General features: G+C 46.3%; 12 protein-coding genes. 4 read left to right on the top strand and 8 right to left on the bottom strand.

The genetic code is table 11. The features are described from left to right. Positions 1-6: 6 nt before the first annotated feature. From panB to sfsA, 6 genes are all read right to left on the bottom strand, one after another. Complete coding sequence (gene panB / locus AB6D93_RS05815; RefSeq protein WP_017059433.1) at positions 7-801, bottom strand: 3-methyl-2-oxobutanoate hydroxymethyltransferase; 795 nt, start codon at positions 799-801, stop codon at positions 7-9. Positions 802-823: 22 nt separating this feature from the next. Continuing rightward, positions 824-1,309, bottom strand: a complete 486-nt coding sequence (gene folK, locus AB6D93_RS05810) for a 2-amino-4-hydroxy-6-hydroxymethyldihydropteridine diphosphokinase (RefSeq protein ID WP_004735459.1) — start codon at positions 1,307-1,309, stop codon at positions 824-826. Then, positions 1,306-2,661 carry a polynucleotide adenylyltransferase PcnB gene (pcnB, locus tag AB6D93_RS05805; RefSeq protein ID WP_017059432.1) on the bottom strand — a complete coding sequence of 452 codons (1,356 nt, stop codon included), beginning with the start codon at positions 2,659-2,661 and terminating at the stop codon, positions 1,306-1,308. The genes folK and pcnB overlap by 4 nt, the downstream gene beginning before the upstream one ends. Positions 2,662-2,844: 183 nt before the next feature. Continuing rightward, complete coding sequence (gluQRS, locus tag AB6D93_RS05800; RefSeq protein ID WP_102331929.1) at positions 2,845-3,720, bottom strand: tRNA glutamyl-Q(34) synthetase GluQRS; 876 nt, start codon at positions 3,718-3,720, stop codon at positions 2,845-2,847. Between the two features lie 179 nt (positions 3,721-3,899). Continuing rightward, complete coding sequence (gene dksA / locus AB6D93_RS05795; protein WP_017059430.1) at positions 3,900-4,346, bottom strand: RNA polymerase-binding protein DksA; 447 nt, start codon at positions 4,344-4,346, stop codon at positions 3,900-3,902. 135 nt (positions 4,347-4,481) lie between these two features. Continuing rightward, a complete protein-coding gene (gene sfsA / locus AB6D93_RS05790) occupies positions 4,482-5,207 on the bottom strand; it encodes a DNA/RNA nuclease SfsA (protein WP_017066814.1) in 726 nt (241 codons plus the stop codon). Between the two features lie 34 nt (positions 5,208-5,241). Here sfsA and hrpB point away from each other — a divergent pair, with 34 nt between their 5' ends. From hrpB to acnB, 4 genes are all read left to right on the top strand, one after another. Next, positions 5,242-7,740 (top strand): ATP-dependent helicase HrpB, encoded by a 2,499-nt coding sequence (hrpB, locus tag AB6D93_RS05785; protein ID WP_102331930.1) that lies wholly within the window; start codon positions 5,242-5,244, stop codon positions 7,738-7,740. Beyond that, entirely contained in the window at positions 7,737-10,136 is a 2,400-nt protein-coding gene (gene mrcB, locus AB6D93_RS05780) for a penicillin-binding protein 1B (RefSeq protein WP_102331931.1), read from the top strand. Before hrpB ends, mrcB begins: the two co-directional genes overlap by 4 nt. A gap of 38 nt (positions 10,137-10,174) precedes the next feature. Further along, a complete protein-coding gene (locus AB6D93_RS05775) occupies positions 10,175-12,508 on the top strand; it encodes a patatin-like phospholipase family protein (RefSeq protein ID WP_102331932.1) in 2,334 nt (777 codons plus the stop codon). 272 nt (positions 12,509-12,780) lie between these two features. Continuing rightward, positions 12,781-15,369, top strand: a complete 2,589-nt coding sequence (gene acnB / locus AB6D93_RS05770; RefSeq protein WP_017059425.1) for a bifunctional aconitate hydratase 2/2-methylisocitrate dehydratase — start codon at positions 12,781-12,783, stop codon at positions 15,367-15,369. A gap of 101 nt (positions 15,370-15,470) precedes the next feature. Here the strand turns inward: acnB and AB6D93_RS05765 are convergent, their stop codons facing one another. Both AB6D93_RS05765 and AB6D93_RS05760 read right to left on the bottom strand, forming a co-directional pair. Further along, positions 15,471-16,604, bottom strand: coding sequence for a glycerate kinase (locus tag AB6D93_RS05765; protein WP_017059424.1), 1,134 nt, complete (start codon positions 16,602-16,604; stop codon positions 15,471-15,473). Positions 16,605-16,620: 16 nt separating this feature from the next. Then, a complete protein-coding gene (locus AB6D93_RS05760) occupies positions 16,621-17,886 on the bottom strand; it encodes a GntP family permease (protein ID WP_017059423.1) in 1,266 nt (421 codons plus the stop codon). Positions 17,887-17,933 lie beyond the last annotated feature (47 nt).

The raw sequence follows: 17,933 nt of genomic DNA, 5'->3' as shown, positions 1-17,933 counted from the left end.
TTACTCCTAAGCGATTGTATGAGCTTCATCAGGGAAGCGCGCGCTCTCTACTTCTTCTTTGTATAGAGCTACTGCCTTACGCATATCACCTGTTTCTGCTAGGAAGTTCTTAGAGAACTTCGGCATGTAGTTCGCAGAAATACCGAACATGTCATGCATAACCAAGATCTGACCATCGGTAACATTACCTGCGCCGATACCGATAACCGGTACGTCACAAGCTTCTGTAATTCGTTTTGCCAATGAAGCTGGCACACATTCAAGTAGAACGATTTGAGCGCCTGCGTTTTGCAGTGCTAACGCGTCAGCAACCATTTTGTCGGCTTGCTCGTCGTCACGACCTTGAATCTTGTAACCACCAAAAATGTTCACAGACTGGGGCGTCAAGCCTAAGTGTGCACATACTGGTACTGCACGTTCTGTTAGCATCTTCACAGTATCAACCAACCAGCTTCCGCCTTCGATTTTTACCATGTTCGCACCAGCACGCATCAAAGTCGCTGCGCTCTCACAAGCTTGTTCTGGCGTCGCGTAGCTCATGAAAGGCATGTCAGCCATAAGAAGACAATTTGGGCTACCAGCACGCACTGAGCGAGTATGGTAAGCAATGTCTTCAACGGTTACTGGTAATGTATCGTTATGGCCTTGTAAAACCATACCCAGTGAATCACCGACAAGCAGAACTGGCATTTCTTGGCTTTCGAATAATTGAGCAAAGCTCGCATCATAAGCTGTCGAAGTCGCAAATTTACGGCCTTCACGTTTGCATTTGATCAGGTCGTTAATGGTTACTTTTTTCATTGGTTTTCCTTAATGCGCTTGGCTATTGTTGCCAAACATTGAGCCCGTTCTTATCTACTATTTTCAGTAGTTCTGTCAGCTCAGTCCCATCAGGGAGTTGTAAACTTGGTGCGATTTCAGCAAGCGGGTAGAGTACAAACTCTCGTTCTTTCATTCCATAATGAGGAACGATTAAGCGCTCTGAATCGATCACCTCATTGCCGTATAGCACAATGTCGAGATCCAAGGTTCTTGGTCCCCAACGTTCGTCTTTACGGACGCGCCCTTGCTCTAGTTCGATCTTTTGAGTGCAATCAAGCAGTTCAATTGGCGTTAATTCGGTTTGGATAGCGACTACCGCGTTGATGTAGTCTGGTTGATTTTGCGGTCCCATTGGAGTGCTACTATATAGCTGAGAGGTCGCAATAAACGTTGATCGCGGTAGGCTTTTTAGCGTTTCGATAGCCAAATTTGCTTGGCTAACTGGGTCGGCAAGGTTGCTGCCGACCGCAATGTAAGCAGTTATCATTCTGATTGCTTACTCTTTTTGTTTCGGTAAGTCTTACGGCGACGATGGCCTGACTTTGATGGTGCTGCAACGTCGTTAGCCATTGCTTGACGCATGTTACGACCTGCAGTCTGATAACGCTCCCACCATTTTGCTAACTCTTTGGTTTCGCCACCTTCAATCTCACCACGCATTTCTAGGAAATCGTAGCCTGCACGGAATTTGTTTAATTCCATTAGACGAACAGCGCGTTTACCGTTGCGACGAGGCAGTCGAAGTTGCAGTTGCCAAACTTCGCGAATGGTTGCTGTGTGACGACGAGGAATCGCGATAGACTTTACTTGCTGATCTAGAATGATGTTACTCGCTTCCATGATCGCATCGTAGTGTGCCATACCCTGTTCAGCGACAAGTTTGTCTGCCAGCTTGTTCATTGGGTACCAAAGCATCGCTGCGAACATGAATGCTGGGTTTACTCGCTTACCATCTTCGATGCGAAGGTCGGTTGAATCGAGAACCAAATCAAGCATCTGCTCTGTGTGAGAGTCATAATCTTCGGTGAAGTGCTCAGCTACCGCTGGGAACATCTGTTGGAATAGATTGTACTCGCGCATCAGGTGGTAGGTTTCTAAACCGTGACCTGATTGCAGTAATTTCAGAGACTCTTCGTAAAGGCGCGCTGCTGGGATATCTCTTAGAAGGTGAGCTAACTCTTCAATCGGGTCAGCCGTGTCTTCTTCGATGTCGAAATCCAGTTTAGCGGCGAAGCGCATTGCACGTAGCATACGTACTGGGTCTTCGCGGTAACGCGTTTCTGGATCGCCAATCAGGCGGATCAGTTTATCTTCTAAATCTTCTACACCACCCGCGTAATCGTGGATGCTGTAGTCTGCAATGTTGTAGTACATCGCGTTGATTGTGAAATCACGACGCTCTGCATCTTCATCAACACTGCCGTACACGTTATCGCGAAGTAGCATGCCTTCTTTCGATTGTGCAGAAACGTTCTTCGATGGTTCTTGGTGGTGACCACGGAAAGTTGCCACTTCAATGATGTCGCGACCAAACATGATATGTGCCAAGCGGAAACGGCGACCGATAAGACGACAGTTTCTGAAGAGGTGTTTGATTTGCTCTGGCGTTGCGTTGGTCGCAATATCAAAATCTTTTGGCTGAGAGCCTAATAAGATATCGCGCACACCACCACCGACTAGAAATGCGTCAAAACCCGCACCATTCAGGCGATATAGCACTTTTAGTGCGTTGTCGCTGATCTGCTTGCGTGAAATATTGTGCTCTTGACGAGTATAAATATTCAGAGCTAATTCGTGGAATCCGCGTTGTTCGCTTGGGGTATTGTCGTTTGTATTCATTAGTTTAGAACAAAGTAGGTATCGCCAACTTTGTTTTTCTCTTAGTCCAAAGTGGTAGTGCAGAGTTTAATTGCGGCTAATAATAGCTTAGCGCGAGCCATTTGAGAACATCGTCTGCTTAACCACAGTGGTTGGTTATGGCATTTTTATGTGTCGTTTTTGCTATTTGCCGTGAGTTTCGAGCTAATTACAGTGCTCTTTTTGTAAACTATCAGGTAACTGACTGACGTTCCATTGTTGGCAGCCCCACAATAAAATCTCATCCATTGAAGCCTCATAAAGGGCCGTCGGGATATCAAAACCTAAGAATCGCATCGCGTTGAGTAACGTTGGTTTTGGGTTGTCTAGATCTATCGCGGTGGCATGGTTCTGTTTTGACAGTTTATTCCCCAAGCCATCGGTTGCCAATGGTAAGTGCAAGTAGCTCACTGTTTTTTGCTTGAGCGTATTATACAAACTGATTTGTCGACCTGTTGGTTCTATCAGGTCTGCGCCTCTTACGACTTCTGTTACTCCTTGGTCGATGTCATCAAGAACAACGGCCAAGTTATAGGCAAACAATCCATCTCTGCGTTTAATAATAAAATCTTCTTCAGCTAGTGCTTTAGGGATTTGAATGGTGCCGTGGCGAACATCATCAAAGGACTCCACTGGAAAGTCCATGCACAAGCGCACCGCCTGTTCACCTGAATCGATTAGGCCTACATCTCGACAGTGACCATTGTAAAAGCCGCCCAAAGCCTTTATCTGCTTGCGGGTGCATTGGCAGTAGTAGGCTTGATTGTCAGCAACCCATTGATCGATTTGAGCTTGATACAAGTCATGACGTTGGCTTTGATAGACGACTTCACCATCCCAAAATAGATGGTAAGCCTCAAGCGTCTTAAGAATGAGGTCTGCAGCGCCGGCCATTTCTCTTGGTGGGTCGAGGTCTTCCATACGAACTAACCATTTTCCTTGGTTAGATTTCGCTTGAAAGTAGCTACCAAGAGCAGCAACAAGTGAGCCAAAATGAAGAGGACCTGACGGTGATGGTGCAAAGCGCCCGATATAATTCATGAGTGAACAACCTAATCTAAATGGTACCGCAGTAGCCGATTCTCAAGACGTTTGACAAGAGCTTTAATGCCTAGAACTAAGGCTTAAAGCTGCTATTTACTATCAAGCGTGTGAAATACTTCGCTTGGATAACAAACAAAAAAGGGAGCCAAGGCTCCCTTTCTTTACATCTGCAAGAATTAACCTTGCATCTGTTTTTCTTTGATCTCTGCAAGTGTTTTACAGTCAATACAAAGATCAGCAGTTGGACGAGCTTCAAGGCGACGAATGCCAATCTCGATACCGCAAGAATCACAGAAGCCGAAATCGTCTTCTTCGATCTTGTCTAATGTCTTCTCAATTTTTTTGATAAGACGACGCTCACGGTCACGGTTACGTAACTCTAAGCTGAATTCTTCTTCTTGAGAAGCACGGTCAACTGGGTCTGGGAAATTCGCTGCTTCGTCCTGCATGTGGTGCACAGTACGATCAACTTCTTCCCTGAGCTGGTTGCGCCAAGCTGCTAAAATTTTTGTAAAATGTTCCGTTTGCTCAAGTGACATGTACTCTTCACCTGGCTTCTCTTGGTACGGTTCAACACCTGCGATGGCTAGGATGCCTAGCGCTTTTTTCTTAGATTCTGGCATACAGCATCTCCTATTTACACCTAGTCAACTGCAAAGCAGCTAATTTTAAGGCGGGTATCTATAGCAGAAAGAACGAATGGTGGCAAATACTCTTATTCAAACTTGCAATCAATGTGATTAGTTCAGCATCTTTGCTTAGCTATTGATAAATTCAACAGCTTGTTTTAGTTGTATTTGAGTACTGCTGAGCTCTGCTTTATAGCAAAGCACTTCAACTCCAGCGTCTTGTGCTTGTTTTAGTAATAACGAATATTTGGCGTCTATATGGTGTGCCGCAGACACTTTTTCAATACCTGAATGTAAAACAGTGAATAAAAGTACGGCTCTATTTCCAGATTCGACCATTTCTGTGAGTTCACGCAGATGTTTTTGGCCTCTGGTTGTGACCGCATCAGGGAAAAAACCTTGCCCTTTAGTTGACGTTTCTTGCTCGTCGAGCAAAGTGACGCTTTTCACTTCGATATAGCAAGGCGGCTTTTCGTTATCTTCAAGCAGAATATCAATGCGACTATTCTCACTGCCATATTTCACTTCGGTTCGTAACGCGTTATAACCTAAGAGTTCAACTATAGTCCCATTTTCAATTGCTTCCACTGCTAGCTGGTTTGCCCGCGCAGTATTTACACAAATACGATGACCTTTGTCTGTTTCTGAGATCTCCCAGCTGTTTGGGTACTTTCTCTTTGCATTATCGGAGGTTGAGTACCACACCGTATTGCCAGGAGTCGCACATCCTGTCATCGCTCCAGTGTTAGCGCAGTGGATAGTGCGCTCGCTACCGTCTGGAAGTTGGATGTCAGTGAGAAAGCGTTTATAGCGTTTAATAAGAGTCGCTGGCTCTAATGGAGGATTGAAGTGCATATTACTTATTTAGACAGGTAGGTTTTTATGTACAATGTTGCCAACATTACACCACAAGGTTCTCCCATTGCCACAACTGCCCATAGAAGCTGTGATGCCAGATCTGCTCGCTGGCGTAGAAACACACACTCAACTTATTCTAAAGGCCGCTCCCGGTGCGGGTAAGTCAACATTCCTCCCTTTACAGTTAGTTAAGACCAACGCCGTTCAAGGCAAAATCATCATGCTTGAACCGAGGCGTTTGGCTGCAAGGAATATTGCTACTTACTTAGCGAGCCAATTGGGAGAAAAGGTGGGAGAGAGCATTGGCTTTAGAGTTCGTGGTGAATCTAAAAGCAGCAGTGCGACTCGCTTAGAGATTGTTACTGAAGGGATCATGACAAGAATGATCCAAACCGACCCTGAATTAACTGGGGTTGATATGGTGATCTTTGATGAATTTCACGAGCGCAGTATTCACGCCGATACCGCATTGGCGTTTAGCTTAGAGATCCAAGAGGCGTTGCGTGACGATCTGAAAGTGGTAGTGATGTCGGCAACTTTAGATCAACAAGCTCTGCAAACTTTGCTGCCGAATGCCAAATACGTTGAATCACAAGGTCGCACCTTTCCGGTCGATTTCCGTTATCAGCCTCTTAACGCAAATGAATATCTAGCCCCTAAAATGGCTAACGTGATTCGCTCTCTGATGGAGAAAGAGTCAGGCTCACTTCTGGCCTTTTTGCCGGGCGTTTCTGCGATTAAGCAGGTGGAATCTCAACTAGAACAATTCGCCAATGATATCGATGTGTGTCCTCTGTATGGGCAACTCAGCTTTTCTCAACAGCAGAAAGCGATCGCGCCATCAGAGAAAGGGCGTCGAAAGGTGGTGTTAGCGACCAATATTGCTGAGACTTCTTTGACGATTGAAGGTATTCGATTGGTGGTTGATTCTGGGCTTGAACGTGTGGCGAAGTTCGATCTGAAAACCGGTATTACTAAGCTTGAGCAAGTGAAAATCTCGCAATCTTCAGCTGAACAACGAGCGGGCCGTGCGGGACGAATTGAAGAGGGCTTGTGCGTTCGTTTGTACAGCGAAACGCAGCTGATGCAGCAACCAGCTATACCAGAACCTGAAATTCTTCATTCTGATTTGTCTTCGCTGGTGTCTGAATTGACGCAATGGGGCGCTGCGAGTGCTGATGAACTGCAATGGTTAGACGTTCCACCCAAAGCTTCTATCGGGCAAGCCAAGCAACTCTTACAGACTCTTGAATTGTTAGACGATAATGGTCAATTTACGGCATTAGGAAAACAGGTCCAACGTTTAGGTCTAGAGCCTCGTATTGCCAGCATGTTGGTTAAAGCGCAGCAAGGTAGTCCTGCTCTGTTGAATGTCGCGATTGTTGCTGCTGCTTTGCTGGAAGAGCCGGAGCGCAATGTGACGGATATTCAACACTCTTTGCATCGACTTAAGCAAAGAAAACATTCCAAAAATAGCGTTGTGATGCAGCGAGCGAAAAGTCTCGCGAGCAAACTCAATCATCACTTAGATTTGTCACAAGCTGACGAATCATTGCTACCATTAGTGCTTTGTTTTGCCTTCCCAGACCGGATTGCACAAGTGAGAAGCGCGACCAGCAGTGCTTTCCTTTTGGCGAATGGCCACGGTGCTGAGGTTCGTGATGATGATCCACTGGCGAACAATAACTATATCGTAGTGATTGATTTGATGCGCAGCACAGGGCGAGCCAGTCAGATTTTCTTAGCCACCGCGGTTGATATCGCACAGTTAGAAGCTGAATTTCCAAAACTGTTTGTGCGTTCCGATTACGCCGATTGGGATGAGAAACGTGGCCGTTTAGTTGCTGAGCAGCGTGTATCTCTGGGCAAGTTGATTATCAGCACCAAAGCTTTACCTGATCCCGATGCGAATCAGGCGAGCCAAGCGCTGCTCAATTATGTCGCTCGATGTGGGTTGGATCGCTTAAATTGGACAGCTTCGGCTAAGCAGTTGGTTGAGCGTGTACGCAGTGCAGAGCTTTGGATGCCTGAGCATGATTGGCCAGCGATGGACGATGCGAGTTTGATTGAACACCTTGATGAGTGGCTATCTCCCTATCTGAATGGCATTAAGTCGGCAAAAGGACTGTCTAGTGTTTCGATTGAGCAAGCATTGTCGGCTTATCTTGGTTGGCCTTTGAATCAAGAAATCGACCAATGGTTGCCAACGCACTATCTGATGCCAACAGGCAGCAAGAAGGCCATTCGTTATCAATATCAATCTGAACCAGTGATCTCAGTGCGAATGCAGGAAGTCTTTGGCGAACAAGACTCGCCATTGATCGCGCAAGGGCGTAAAAAAGTAGTGCTTGAGCTCCTTTCTCCAGCACAGCGACCACTACAAATTACTCAAGATTTAGCTGGCTTTTGGGCTGGCGCGTACAAAGAAGTACAAAAAGAGATGAAGGGCCGTTACCCAAAACATCCTTGGCCGGATGACCCTGCTAACCATGTAGCAACCACTAAAACCAAACGACAGTTGAATCGATGATGACCAAAATGTTAACGCCAAAAAAGGCACCACCTAAAAAAGCGCCAGCAAAGAAGTCACCAGCGACCAAAGCCAAGCCAAGAAAACCAAGAGCGGCTGCGAAAAAGACCAAACCTAAGGCTAAGAAATCTGGCAAAAGAGGTTGGTTGAAGATCCTATGGGGCATTTCTTGGAAAGCGGGCTTAGCGCTTGCGGCATTGCTGTTGTTCGTCGGTATTTATCTTGATTCTGTGGTCAAACAGCGCTTTGAAGGTCAGCTGTTTGATTTGCCAACCGTGGTTTATGCGCGAGTGCTAGACCTGTCTCCGGGAACTCCGGTCAGTTTGGTTCAGGTTAAGAATGAGCTCGATGTACTTAATTACCGTAAGGTGAACGCGCCTCGTCACCCAGGCGAATACTCTTCTTCTTCGACCAAGATTGAAATGATTCGTCGTCCGTTCGAGTTTGTTGATGGACCGGAAGCGGATCGTCATGTGATGCTGCACTTCAATGGTAACGAATTAACTCGCATTCAGTCGCTGGAGAAGAAAGGCGACATGGGCTACCTGCGTGTTGAACCGAAAATGCTTGGCATGCTTGAGAAAAGTAACGATGAGCAGCGCCTGTTCTTAAAACGCAATCAGTTCCCAGAAGTGATGGTTGATGCCTTACTGGCAACCGAAGACCGAAACTTCTATCAACACGATGGTGTGTCGCCACTGGCCATCGCTCGTGCAATGGTCGTTAACGTCAAAGCTGGGCGAACGGTACAAGGTGGTAGTACGCTGACACAACAGTTGGCAAAAAACCTGTTCCTGTCCAGTGAACGTACATTGTGGCGTAAGGTTCGTGAAGCCTACATTGCACTTATCTTAGACCATCGTTACAGCAAAGACCGTATCCTAGAGGCTTACTTAAATGAGGTTTATCTTGGACAGAATGGTGGGCAAGCGATTCATGGCTTCGGTTTAGCGTCTCGTTTGTATTTTGGTCAACCTATTCAAGAGCTGCGCATCGATCAGCTAGCACTGCTGGTGGGTATGGTGAAAGGACCGTCGTATTACAATCCGGTTCGCTATCCTGAGCGTGCTAAGACTCGACGCGATCTGGTTCTTCGCTTATTGATGCAACAAGACATCTTAACTCCGCGACAATACGAAGAGGCGGCGAGTCGTGATTTGGATATTCAAGACAACCCACGCATTGCTAGCCGTCAGCCCGCTTATTTCCAACAAGTAAACATTGAGCTTAAGAAGTATGTCGGCGATCGATTTGAGGCGAAAAAAGGGATTCGAGTCTTTACCTCTCTGGATCCGGTATCTCAAGACAAGTTAGAGAAGTCGATTGCTCGTAAGGTGCCTGATTTATCGAAAACCGCAGGTAATAAGCTGGAAGCAGCAGCTATTGCCGTGGATAGAAATACCGGTGAAATCCGGGCGATGGTCGGTGGTAAGCGTACTGGCTACGATGGCTTTAACCGTGCCTTGAACGCGAGTCGCCCAATTGGTTCTTTGGTCAAGCCTGCAATTTACTTAACCGCACTAGAGCAGCCTCAGAAGTACACGTTGGCGACAACATTGAAAGACACGCCACTGAGCTTGAAAGGCAGTAAAGGTAGCGTGTGGAGCCCGAGAAACTTCGATCGTAAGTTCCGTGGCGATGTGCCTTTGTATGTGGCGCTTTCTAAGTCTTACAACGTACCTACTGTTCGTTTAGGCATGCAATTAGGCATTGATAGTGTCTCGGATACGATTGGAAAACTGGGGGTCGATAAAAATGAGATTCGCCCAGTGCCGTCGATGTTTTTGGGTTCGTTCTCACTGACTCCGTTCCAAGTTGCGCAGATGTATCAAACCATTACCAATTCTGGGCGTATAGCACCTTTGTCTGCGCTTCGCTCAGTTGTTGATAACGATGGCGAGGTTCTGTATCAGTCGATCCCTCGTGTATCACAAAGCGTTGACCAACAAGCCGCTTGGCTTACAACCTATGCAATGAAACGTGGCGTGTCGGAAGGCACGGGCCGTTTCCTACAAGGTCAGTTTGCATGGGCAGGATTAGCCGGTAAAACGGGCACCAGTAATGACAGCCGAGACAGTTGGTTCGTGGGTGTTGATGGTCGCGAAGTCACTACCATCTGGCTAGGGCGCGATGATAATAAGCCGACTAAACTCACGGGCTCTAGTGGTGCGCTACGTGTCTATGCCGATTACCTGAAACATCGAACTCCAGAGCAGTTACTGTTGCCTTGGCCGAATGGCATTACGACGGCAAGTTTTACTCGAACTTCTCAAGGGGCTTTAGAGTTTGACTGTGACGGTACGGTTAAACTGCCGGTTTGGGATGAGAATGGAAACATTAAAAAGGGTTGTGAAAGTCAACCAAAACAGTGGCTAAAAAAGCTTTTTCAGTGGTAAAGTCGTAAAAGAAAAGAATGACAAGGATAGTTTAAATAATGATTTCTCGTTGGATAGTGAGCAGCTTAGGCATTGTCGGTACTGTGATCAGTTTTCAGCTGTTTGCATCTACTGTGACACCGGTCGAACAATCTCAGCAAGCTGGACAAGCTCATAAAAGACCAACCGTTGCTGTTGTGCTTGCTGGTGGAGGAGCCAAAGGAGCGGCTCACATTGGTGTACTTAAAGCGCTAGAAGAGATGCAAATTCCGGTCGATTACATTACCGGTACCAGCATGGGCTCTTACGTTGGTGGGCTTTATGCGACAGGGATGAGTGCTGATGAGATTGAAAGTTTTATTTATACGGTTGATTGGAATCGCGGCTATCGTGATCGCGTTAACCGTAGTGATCGCCGAGTGCGTGACAAAGAATATGAAGACCGTTACCAACTGAACACCGATCTCGGTTTAGGTTGGGGCGAAATCAAAGCTAGGAAAGGCGTGGTTCAAGGTCAGAATATGTTGCGTATTCTGCGTGAGACCACAGGTAACCTATCTCCACTCGACTCTTTTGACCATCTTGCTATTCCCTACCGTTCAGTCGCAACCGACATTATTGAGCTTGAAGAAGTGGTCATCGACCATGGTCACCTTGTTGATGCGATGATGGCCAGTATGTCAGTTCCCGGAGCGCTTCCCCCTTATGAATTAGATGGCCGAATGCTGGTTGATGGTGGTGTCACCAATAATATGCCAGTCGACGTTGCTAGAGCGATGGGCGCGGACATCGTCATTGCGGTGGATATCAGTACCAATTACAAAGGCAAAGAAGACTTCACGAATTTTCTAGCGGCAGCTGACCAACTCTCGAATTATTTGGTCCAACGCAGCACTCAAGAGCAAGCTGAAACACTGACTGATGATGATGTTTTCCTGCGTCCTGATGTTGGGCAAATGGAGACGACTGACTTTGATAAAATGCCATCGGCTTTCCTCGCGGGCTATGAAGCCGCTAAGCAGCATACTGATGAACTTTCTAAGCTATCGCTCTCAAATGCCGATTATCAGCATTATATCGAGGACAAACAAAAAGCACGCAGACAGCTGAAACATGGCGATAAGACTGTCGTCGATAGGGTTGTCATCAACAACAACACCCACTATTCAGATAAGTTGATCGAAAACCGCTTAAATCTCGATTCTGGTGAGGTTTTGAAAACCAGTGAAATCGAATCTAAAGTGAAAGATCTCTATGCACTGGATAGATTTGAGTTGGTCACTTATGAATTTGACAACGTTGACGGTGAAGATCAACTTCAAGTCGATGTGAACGAAAAGTCTTGGGGCCCAAACTACCTCAACTTTCGATTCTTTCTTGAAGATGATTTCTCTACTACCAGTCAGTACTCGATCGGTGTCTCAGCCAACTTTACCGATATTAATAAGCATGGTGCAGAGCTAAGAACCAATATCGAGATGGGAACGGACAAGCGAATTGAAGCGGAACTATACTCGCCATTCTTTTCGAGTCAAAAGCTGTTTACTTCGGCATCGGTTGTTTACAGCAAAGAGAACAGAAACCTACCCGCAGATATTGATGATATTGAAGAACCGACACTGGACGTAACGAAAGATTATCTCCCTATGACGTATAGTGAATATGTCGGTGAATTGGCATTAGGCTATCAACCAACCTTGTGGCAGGAGCTGACATTTGGTGTTCGTTATACAGATGGGGATGTTGAGGTTTCTTCGTTACCTTCATTGGGCAGTGGTGGCTACAAGCGTATTGGTGGCTTCATGGGTTACCGACTGGATACTTTGGATAATTTCAGCTTACCGACCAAGGGTTACTTTGTCGATTTAGAGTACCTCGTTTCTCATGATGATTTTGATAATGACAGCTCTCTTGGTGAATCGGATTTAACGTCTGAGAGTGATACGGTTTATGAGTTTTCGGCCAATTTCATGGCAGCAAAGAGTATTGAGAAGCATACTTTAGTCGCAAAGCTGGATTACGGTATTGTAGAGAGCAAAAATTCGATTTTCCCTATTGATCCCAAAGAGCTTGGTGGCTTCTTAAACCTGTCAGGTATTCCAAGGAATAGTATGATTGGTCAGAACTTGGCTTACACCAGCCTTATTTATCGTTATAAGTGGTTTGAAAATGACTTCGGCCTTTTTAAATCACCGTTCTACGTAGGTGCATCCATAGAACATGGTGGTGTTTGGTCGAACAATGATTTAACCATTGATGAAGCACCAATGTACACCGCAGGTTCTGTTTTTGCTGGTGTTGATTCGCCAATAGGACCGATCATTTTAGCTTATGGCCGAACTGAAGATAACTATGATTCGGTCTATTTGATTGTCGGTACTTCCTACAAATAATCATGCGCAGAGTCGCCATTTAAGTGCGTAATTAGGCAAAAATAGTGGGACTTTCGTCTTAACTTGCTATGTTGGTCAAAATGATAAGATTTTAATTTAACGTTAAATTTGCTATTCTACCGCCCACAGTTTGGCCTCTATGACGCCGCTCATCAATACAAATTGAATGACAAAAATGGCAATGGAGAGCCAAGTTTCCAAGGATGTTCACTTCTTTATTTTACTAACAATTATGAAGGGAAGAAGTGAACCGCAATGAGAGGAAAAAAGTCGTGCTTGAAGCCTACCGTAAACACGTCGAAGAACGTGCTGCCGAAGGAGTTGTTCCAAAACCACTAGATGCTGAGCAGGTAGCTGGCCTAGTTGAACTTCTGAAGAATCCACCTCAAGGTGAAGAAGAAATCATTCTTGACCTACTAGAAAATCGCATTCCACCGGGTGTAGATGAAGCTGCTTACGTAAAAGCTGGCTTCCTTACGGCTATCACTAAAGGTGAAGTAGCTTCGCCACTAGTAAGCAAAGCAAAAGCTGCAGAACTGCTTGGTACCATGCAAGGCGGTTACAACATCGAATCTCTAGTATCTCTACTAGACGATGCTGAGCTTGCTCCAATCGCTGTTAAAGCGCTATCTCATACTCTACTGATGTTCGATGCGTTCTATGACGTAGAAGAGAAAGCGAAAGCTGGCAATGCTGCTGCACAACAAGTACTTCAATCTTGGGCTGATGCTGAATGGTTTACAGCGAAAGATAAAGTAGCAGAAAAAATCACAGTAAAAGTATTTAAAGTCACTGGTGAAACGAACACCGATGACCTATCTCCAGCGCCTGATGCATGGTCACGTCCTGACATCCCAGTACACGCGAAAGCGATGCTGAAGATGGAACGTGATGGCATTACTCCTGATGAACAGGGTAGCGTTGGTCCAATCAAACAAATTGAAGAAATGCAAAAAGATGGCATTCCACTGGCTTACGTTGGTGATGTTGTTGGTACAGGTTCTTCACGTAAATCGGCAACAAACTCAGTACTTTGGTTCATGGGTGAAGATATCCCATTCGTACCAAACAAGCGTACTGGCGGTGTTTGTCTTGGTGGTAAAATTGCACCAATCTTCTACAACACAATGGAAGATTCAGGCGCACTACCCATTGAACTGAACGTACAAGACATGAACATGGGCGATATCATTGATATCTACCCGTACGAAGGTGTTGTTCACAAGAACGGTTCTGTGATTTCAAACTTTGAGCTAAGCAAAGTACTTCTTGATGAAGTGCGTGCTGGTGGCCGTATTCCACTGATCATCGGTCGTGGTCTAACGGGTCGTGCTCGTGACGCTCTAGGTCTAGCTGAAACGGATCTGTTTGCTAAACCAATCGATCCATCTGCATCTGATAAAGGCTACACGCTAGCTCAGAAGATGGTTGGTAAAGCATGTGGCGTTGAAGGTGTTCGTGCTGGTCAGTACTGTGAACCTAAAATGACGACAGTCGGTTCTCAAGATACGACCGGTCCTATGACTCGTGATGAGCTTAAAGATCTGGCGTGTCTTGGTTTCTCTGCAGACCTTGTAATGCAGTCTTTCTGTCACACATCGGCATACCCTAAACCAGTCGATGTAAACACTCACCATACGCTACCTGATTTCATCATGAATCGTGCGGGTGTTTCACTTCGTCCGGGTGATGGCGTTATCCACTCATGGCTAAACCGTATGCTTCTTCCTGATACTGTAGGTACAGGTGGTGACTCGCATACTCGTTTCCCTCTAGGTATTTCATTCCCTGCGGGTTCTGGCTTGGTAGCATTTGCTGCAGCAACAGGCGTTATGCCTCTTGATATGCCTGAATCTATCTTGGTTCGCTTTAAAGGTGAAATGCAACCGGGTATCACGCTACGTGACCTAGTACATGCCATTCCTCTTTACGGCATCAAGCAAGGCCTACTAACGGTAGAGAAAGCCGGTAAGATCAACGAATTCTCTGGTCGTGTACTAGAAATTGAAGGTGTTGAGCACTTATCTGTTGAGCAAGCATTTGAGCTTTCTGATGCATCTGCTGAGCGTTCTGCTGCAGGTTGTACCGTTAAGCTTTCTGAAGAGTCTATCTCTGAGTACTTGAACTCGAACATCGTGATGCTGAAGTGGATGATCGCTGAAGGTTACGGTGATGTTCGTACGATTGAGCGTCGTATTACAGCAATGGAAGAGTGGCTAGCTAACCCTGAGTTGCTGTCTGCTGATTCAGATGCGGAATACGCGCACGTTATCGAGATTGACCTTGCTGATATCGATCAACCAATCCTATGTGCACCAAACGATCCAGATGATGCTCGTCTTCTTTCGGACGTTCAAGGTACTGAGATTCAAGAAGTGTTCATCGGTTCTTGTATGACGAACATCGGTCACTTCCGTGCTGCAGGTAAGATGCTAGAAGAGTTTAACGGCTCGCTAAATACTCGCCTATGGGTGGCTCCGCCAACGAAGATGGATAAAGACCAACTGACAGAAGAAGGCTACTACGGCATCTTCGGTCGTGCTGGGGTACGTATCGAAACTCCTGGCTGTTCACTATGTATGGGTAACCAAGCTCGTGTTGCTGATGCTTCGACGGTTATGTCGACGTCAACGCGTAATTTCCCGAACCGCTTAGGTAATGGCGCGAACGTTTATCTGGCTTCTGCTGAGCTTTCTGCTGTTGGCGCGATTCTAGGTCGCATCCCAACGAAAGAAGAGTACTTAGAGTACGCTGAGAAGATTAATGCAACGGCTGCTGATACATACCGTTACCTGAACTTCCATAAAATGGGTCAGTACACGGAAAAAGCAGACACGGTTATCTTCCAAGAGCCTGCGTAACGTCTGATTTTTTTGTAAATATAATTAAGGCCGCTGTGAATAGCGGCCTTAATTGCTTTTAGCATACAGCGAAAATTGCTTTTAGCTTACAGAGAGCTCGATTAGTGCTTAATCGTATACATTGCTGCAACATTGCGAGCAGTAAGTTCAATATTTTCAGCCGCTTCAGCCAAAGCTGTCGGCAAGTCTACTGAACGGTTCACTACCGCAAATACCGCGTCGATACCATGCTCATGAACCACACCACAATCACTGGCTAGACAGCCGGCAATACCGATGACAGGCAGTTTATGTTTTTTGGCTGTGCGAGCGACACCAATCGGTGTTTTGCCATGAATGGTTTGGCTATCAATGCGCCCCTCTCCTGTAATCACAAGATCAGCATCTGAGACTATTTCATCTAAATTGACGGCGTCCATTACGATGTTAATACCAGGGCGAAGCTCCGCATTTAACAGGCCAACAAGTGCCGCGCCTAGACCGCCTGCCGCGCCAGCACCAGGGAGATCAATGACATCGACGCCTAACTGGTTTTTCATGATACTGGCATAATGAGCAAGGTTAGCATCTAACAGCTCAACCATTTCTGGTGTTGCGCCTTTTTGCGGACCGAATACCTGTGATGCCCCTTTTGGTCCGCATAATGGATTATCGACATCACAAGCGACCTCTAAGCGTACGTTTTGTAGGCGTGGGTCGAGGTTGGTGAGATCAATGGTTGTCAGTTTTGACAGTTCACCACCACCAAACACCAGCTCGTGACCCTCTGCATCTAGCATACGAATGCCTAGCGCTTGAGCCATTCCTAAGCCACCATCATTGGTCGCACTACCACCAATGCCAATAATAATATGCTCAACACCTTTATCTAATACGGCTTTGATCAACTCACCCGTACCATAGGTAGTGGTTTTTAGTGGATTACGTTGTTCTGGAGAGACTAAATCTAGGCCGGAAGCGGCCGCCATTTCAATAATGGCAGTTTTACCGTCACCGAACATACCGTAGAAGCCTTCGACAATTTCACCTAATGGACCAATCACTGGATGTTGGATGATAGAGCCATTGGTCGCATCCACCAGAGATTGTACTGTGCCTTCACCACCATCAGCCATTGGTAATTTTACGTATTCGGCGTTTGGTATTAGCTGTTTAAAGCCATCTTCAATCGCTTGAGCAACGCCCATTGCTGATAGGCTTTCTTTATATGAGTCAGGAGCAATTACAATTTTCATTTTGATACCTTTAAACTTAAACAAACAGACCAAATACACCGAAGATCATTACTGAGACGAAGGCGATAACAAGACCGACCGCTGACTCATAAGGGATGAGTTTTAGACGTTCATGAATACTCATATGTACCGCACCACCCGTGGCATGGAAGAAGCTACCATGTGGCATATGGTCAAGTACTGTCGCACCAGAGTGGATCATTGCTGCGCCTGCGAGAGCTGGAACACCTAGCTCAAGAATGGTGCTGGCAAATACATTCGATGCCACTACTGTTCCGGCAGTTGTCGATGCGGTTGATAGTGCCATCAGTGCGCCAGAAAACGGAGCAAGTAAGTAAGAAGGCAGCCCAGACATCGTCAGCACTTCAATCAGATCAGCTTTTAGTCCTGAGTTAGCAATGATGCCTGCAATGGTTCCTGTGCCCAGTAGCATTACAGCAACCGGTGCCATACGTGACAAGCCTGAAACCGCAAAGCTATTGGCTTGTTTGAAGCGACCCATAGCCAGTGCACCCAGCAATCCACCCAAGGGTAATGCAATTAGAGGATCAACATTGATATCAGCGAGTGGTCGCAGCGCGAGTAGGGCAATAGCCACTAACGGTGCAACGATTGAAGAAGAAAAGCTTGGCAGTGAACTTTGATCCGCTTTGACCACTTCACTTTCCGCTACTTTTGAACCTTTATTGACGAGGCGCTTTGCCAAGAAGTAGGCGAAAAGCAGCCCAAATAGACCCGGAATCACGCCTGCAGCCATCACAGAGGTTAACGGAACATTGAACGCATCAGCCGCCGCAATGGCATTTGGGTTAGGCGACATGACATTACCTGCTTTACCGCCGCCCACCATCGCCAAAAGGATCGCGGTTTTAGAAAGGTCTGCGCGGCGAGCAATAGCCAGTGCAATAGGAGAAACCGTGATAACGGCCACATCAACGAAAACGCCAACAGCGGTTAAAATCATGGTCGCAATGGCAAGAGCAAGTAAGGCGCGAGTTTCGCCTACTTTTTTGATGATGGATTCTGCAATCGAGGTAGCCGCCCCTGATTCAATTAGTACGCCGGCCAACACACCAGCGGCGAGAATTCGCATCACTGAAGTGACGATCCCTTGGGCACCACCTATCATTAACTCAACGGTTTCGGTGAGAGAAACGCCGCCAACCACGCCGCCAACCAAAGCACCGATGATCATGCCGTAGGTGGGTGGCACTTTTTTAAGAATGAGCGCGATAGCAACAATCAATGCTGAAAGTGCGCCAAGAGTTGAAACTTCAATCATGTTCTATTTCCCAGATAACGATGTGTCATTTTCGGCAAATATAAAGA

It is taken from the genome of Vibrio sp. 10N.247.310.23, assembly GCF_041467155.1.
Classification (GTDB): Bacteria; Pseudomonadota; Gammaproteobacteria; order Enterobacterales; family Vibrionaceae; genus Vibrio; species Vibrio crassostreae_C.
Note: the sequence above shows the minus strand (reverse complement) of the source record. Positions and strands in the feature narration are given on the sequence as shown.

Excerpts from the sequence above, each read along its gene's own strand:
- AB6D93_RS05775 (WP_102331932.1), top strand. The coding sequence starts at position 10,175 with ATGATTTCTCGTTGGATAGTGAGCAGCTTAGGCATTGTCGGTACTGTG.
- hrpB (WP_102331930.1), top strand. The coding sequence starts at position 5,242 with ATGTTGCCAACATTACACCACAAGGTTCTCCCATTGCCACAACTGCCC.
- sfsA (WP_017066814.1), bottom strand. The coding sequence starts at position 5,207 with ATGCACTTCAATCCTCCATTAGAGCCAGCGACTCTTATTAAACGCTAT.
- pcnB (WP_017059432.1), bottom strand. The coding sequence starts at position 2,661 with ATGAATACAAACGACAATACCCCAAGCGAACAACGCGGATTCCACGAA.
- dksA (WP_017059430.1), bottom strand. The coding sequence starts at position 4,346 with ATGCCAGAATCTAAGAAAAAAGCGCTAGGCATCCTAGCCATCGCAGGT.
- folK (WP_004735459.1), bottom strand. The coding sequence starts at position 1,309 with ATGATAACTGCTTACATTGCGGTCGGCAGCAACCTTGCCGACCCAGTT.
- AB6D93_RS05760 (WP_017059423.1), bottom strand. The coding sequence starts at position 17,886 with ATGATTGAAGTTTCAACTCTTGGCGCACTTTCAGCATTGATTGTTGCT.
- AB6D93_RS05765 (WP_017059424.1), bottom strand. The coding sequence starts at position 16,604 with ATGAAAATTGTAATTGCTCCTGACTCATATAAAGAAAGCCTATCAGCA.
- panB (WP_017059433.1), bottom strand. The coding sequence starts at position 801 with ATGAAAAAAGTAACCATTAACGACCTGATCAAATGCAAACGTGAAGGC.
- mrcB (WP_102331931.1), top strand. The coding sequence starts at position 7,737 with ATGATGACCAAAATGTTAACGCCAAAAAAGGCACCACCTAAAAAAGCG.
- gluQRS (WP_102331929.1), bottom strand. The coding sequence starts at position 3,720 with ATGAATTATATCGGGCGCTTTGCACCATCACCGTCAGGTCCTCTTCAT.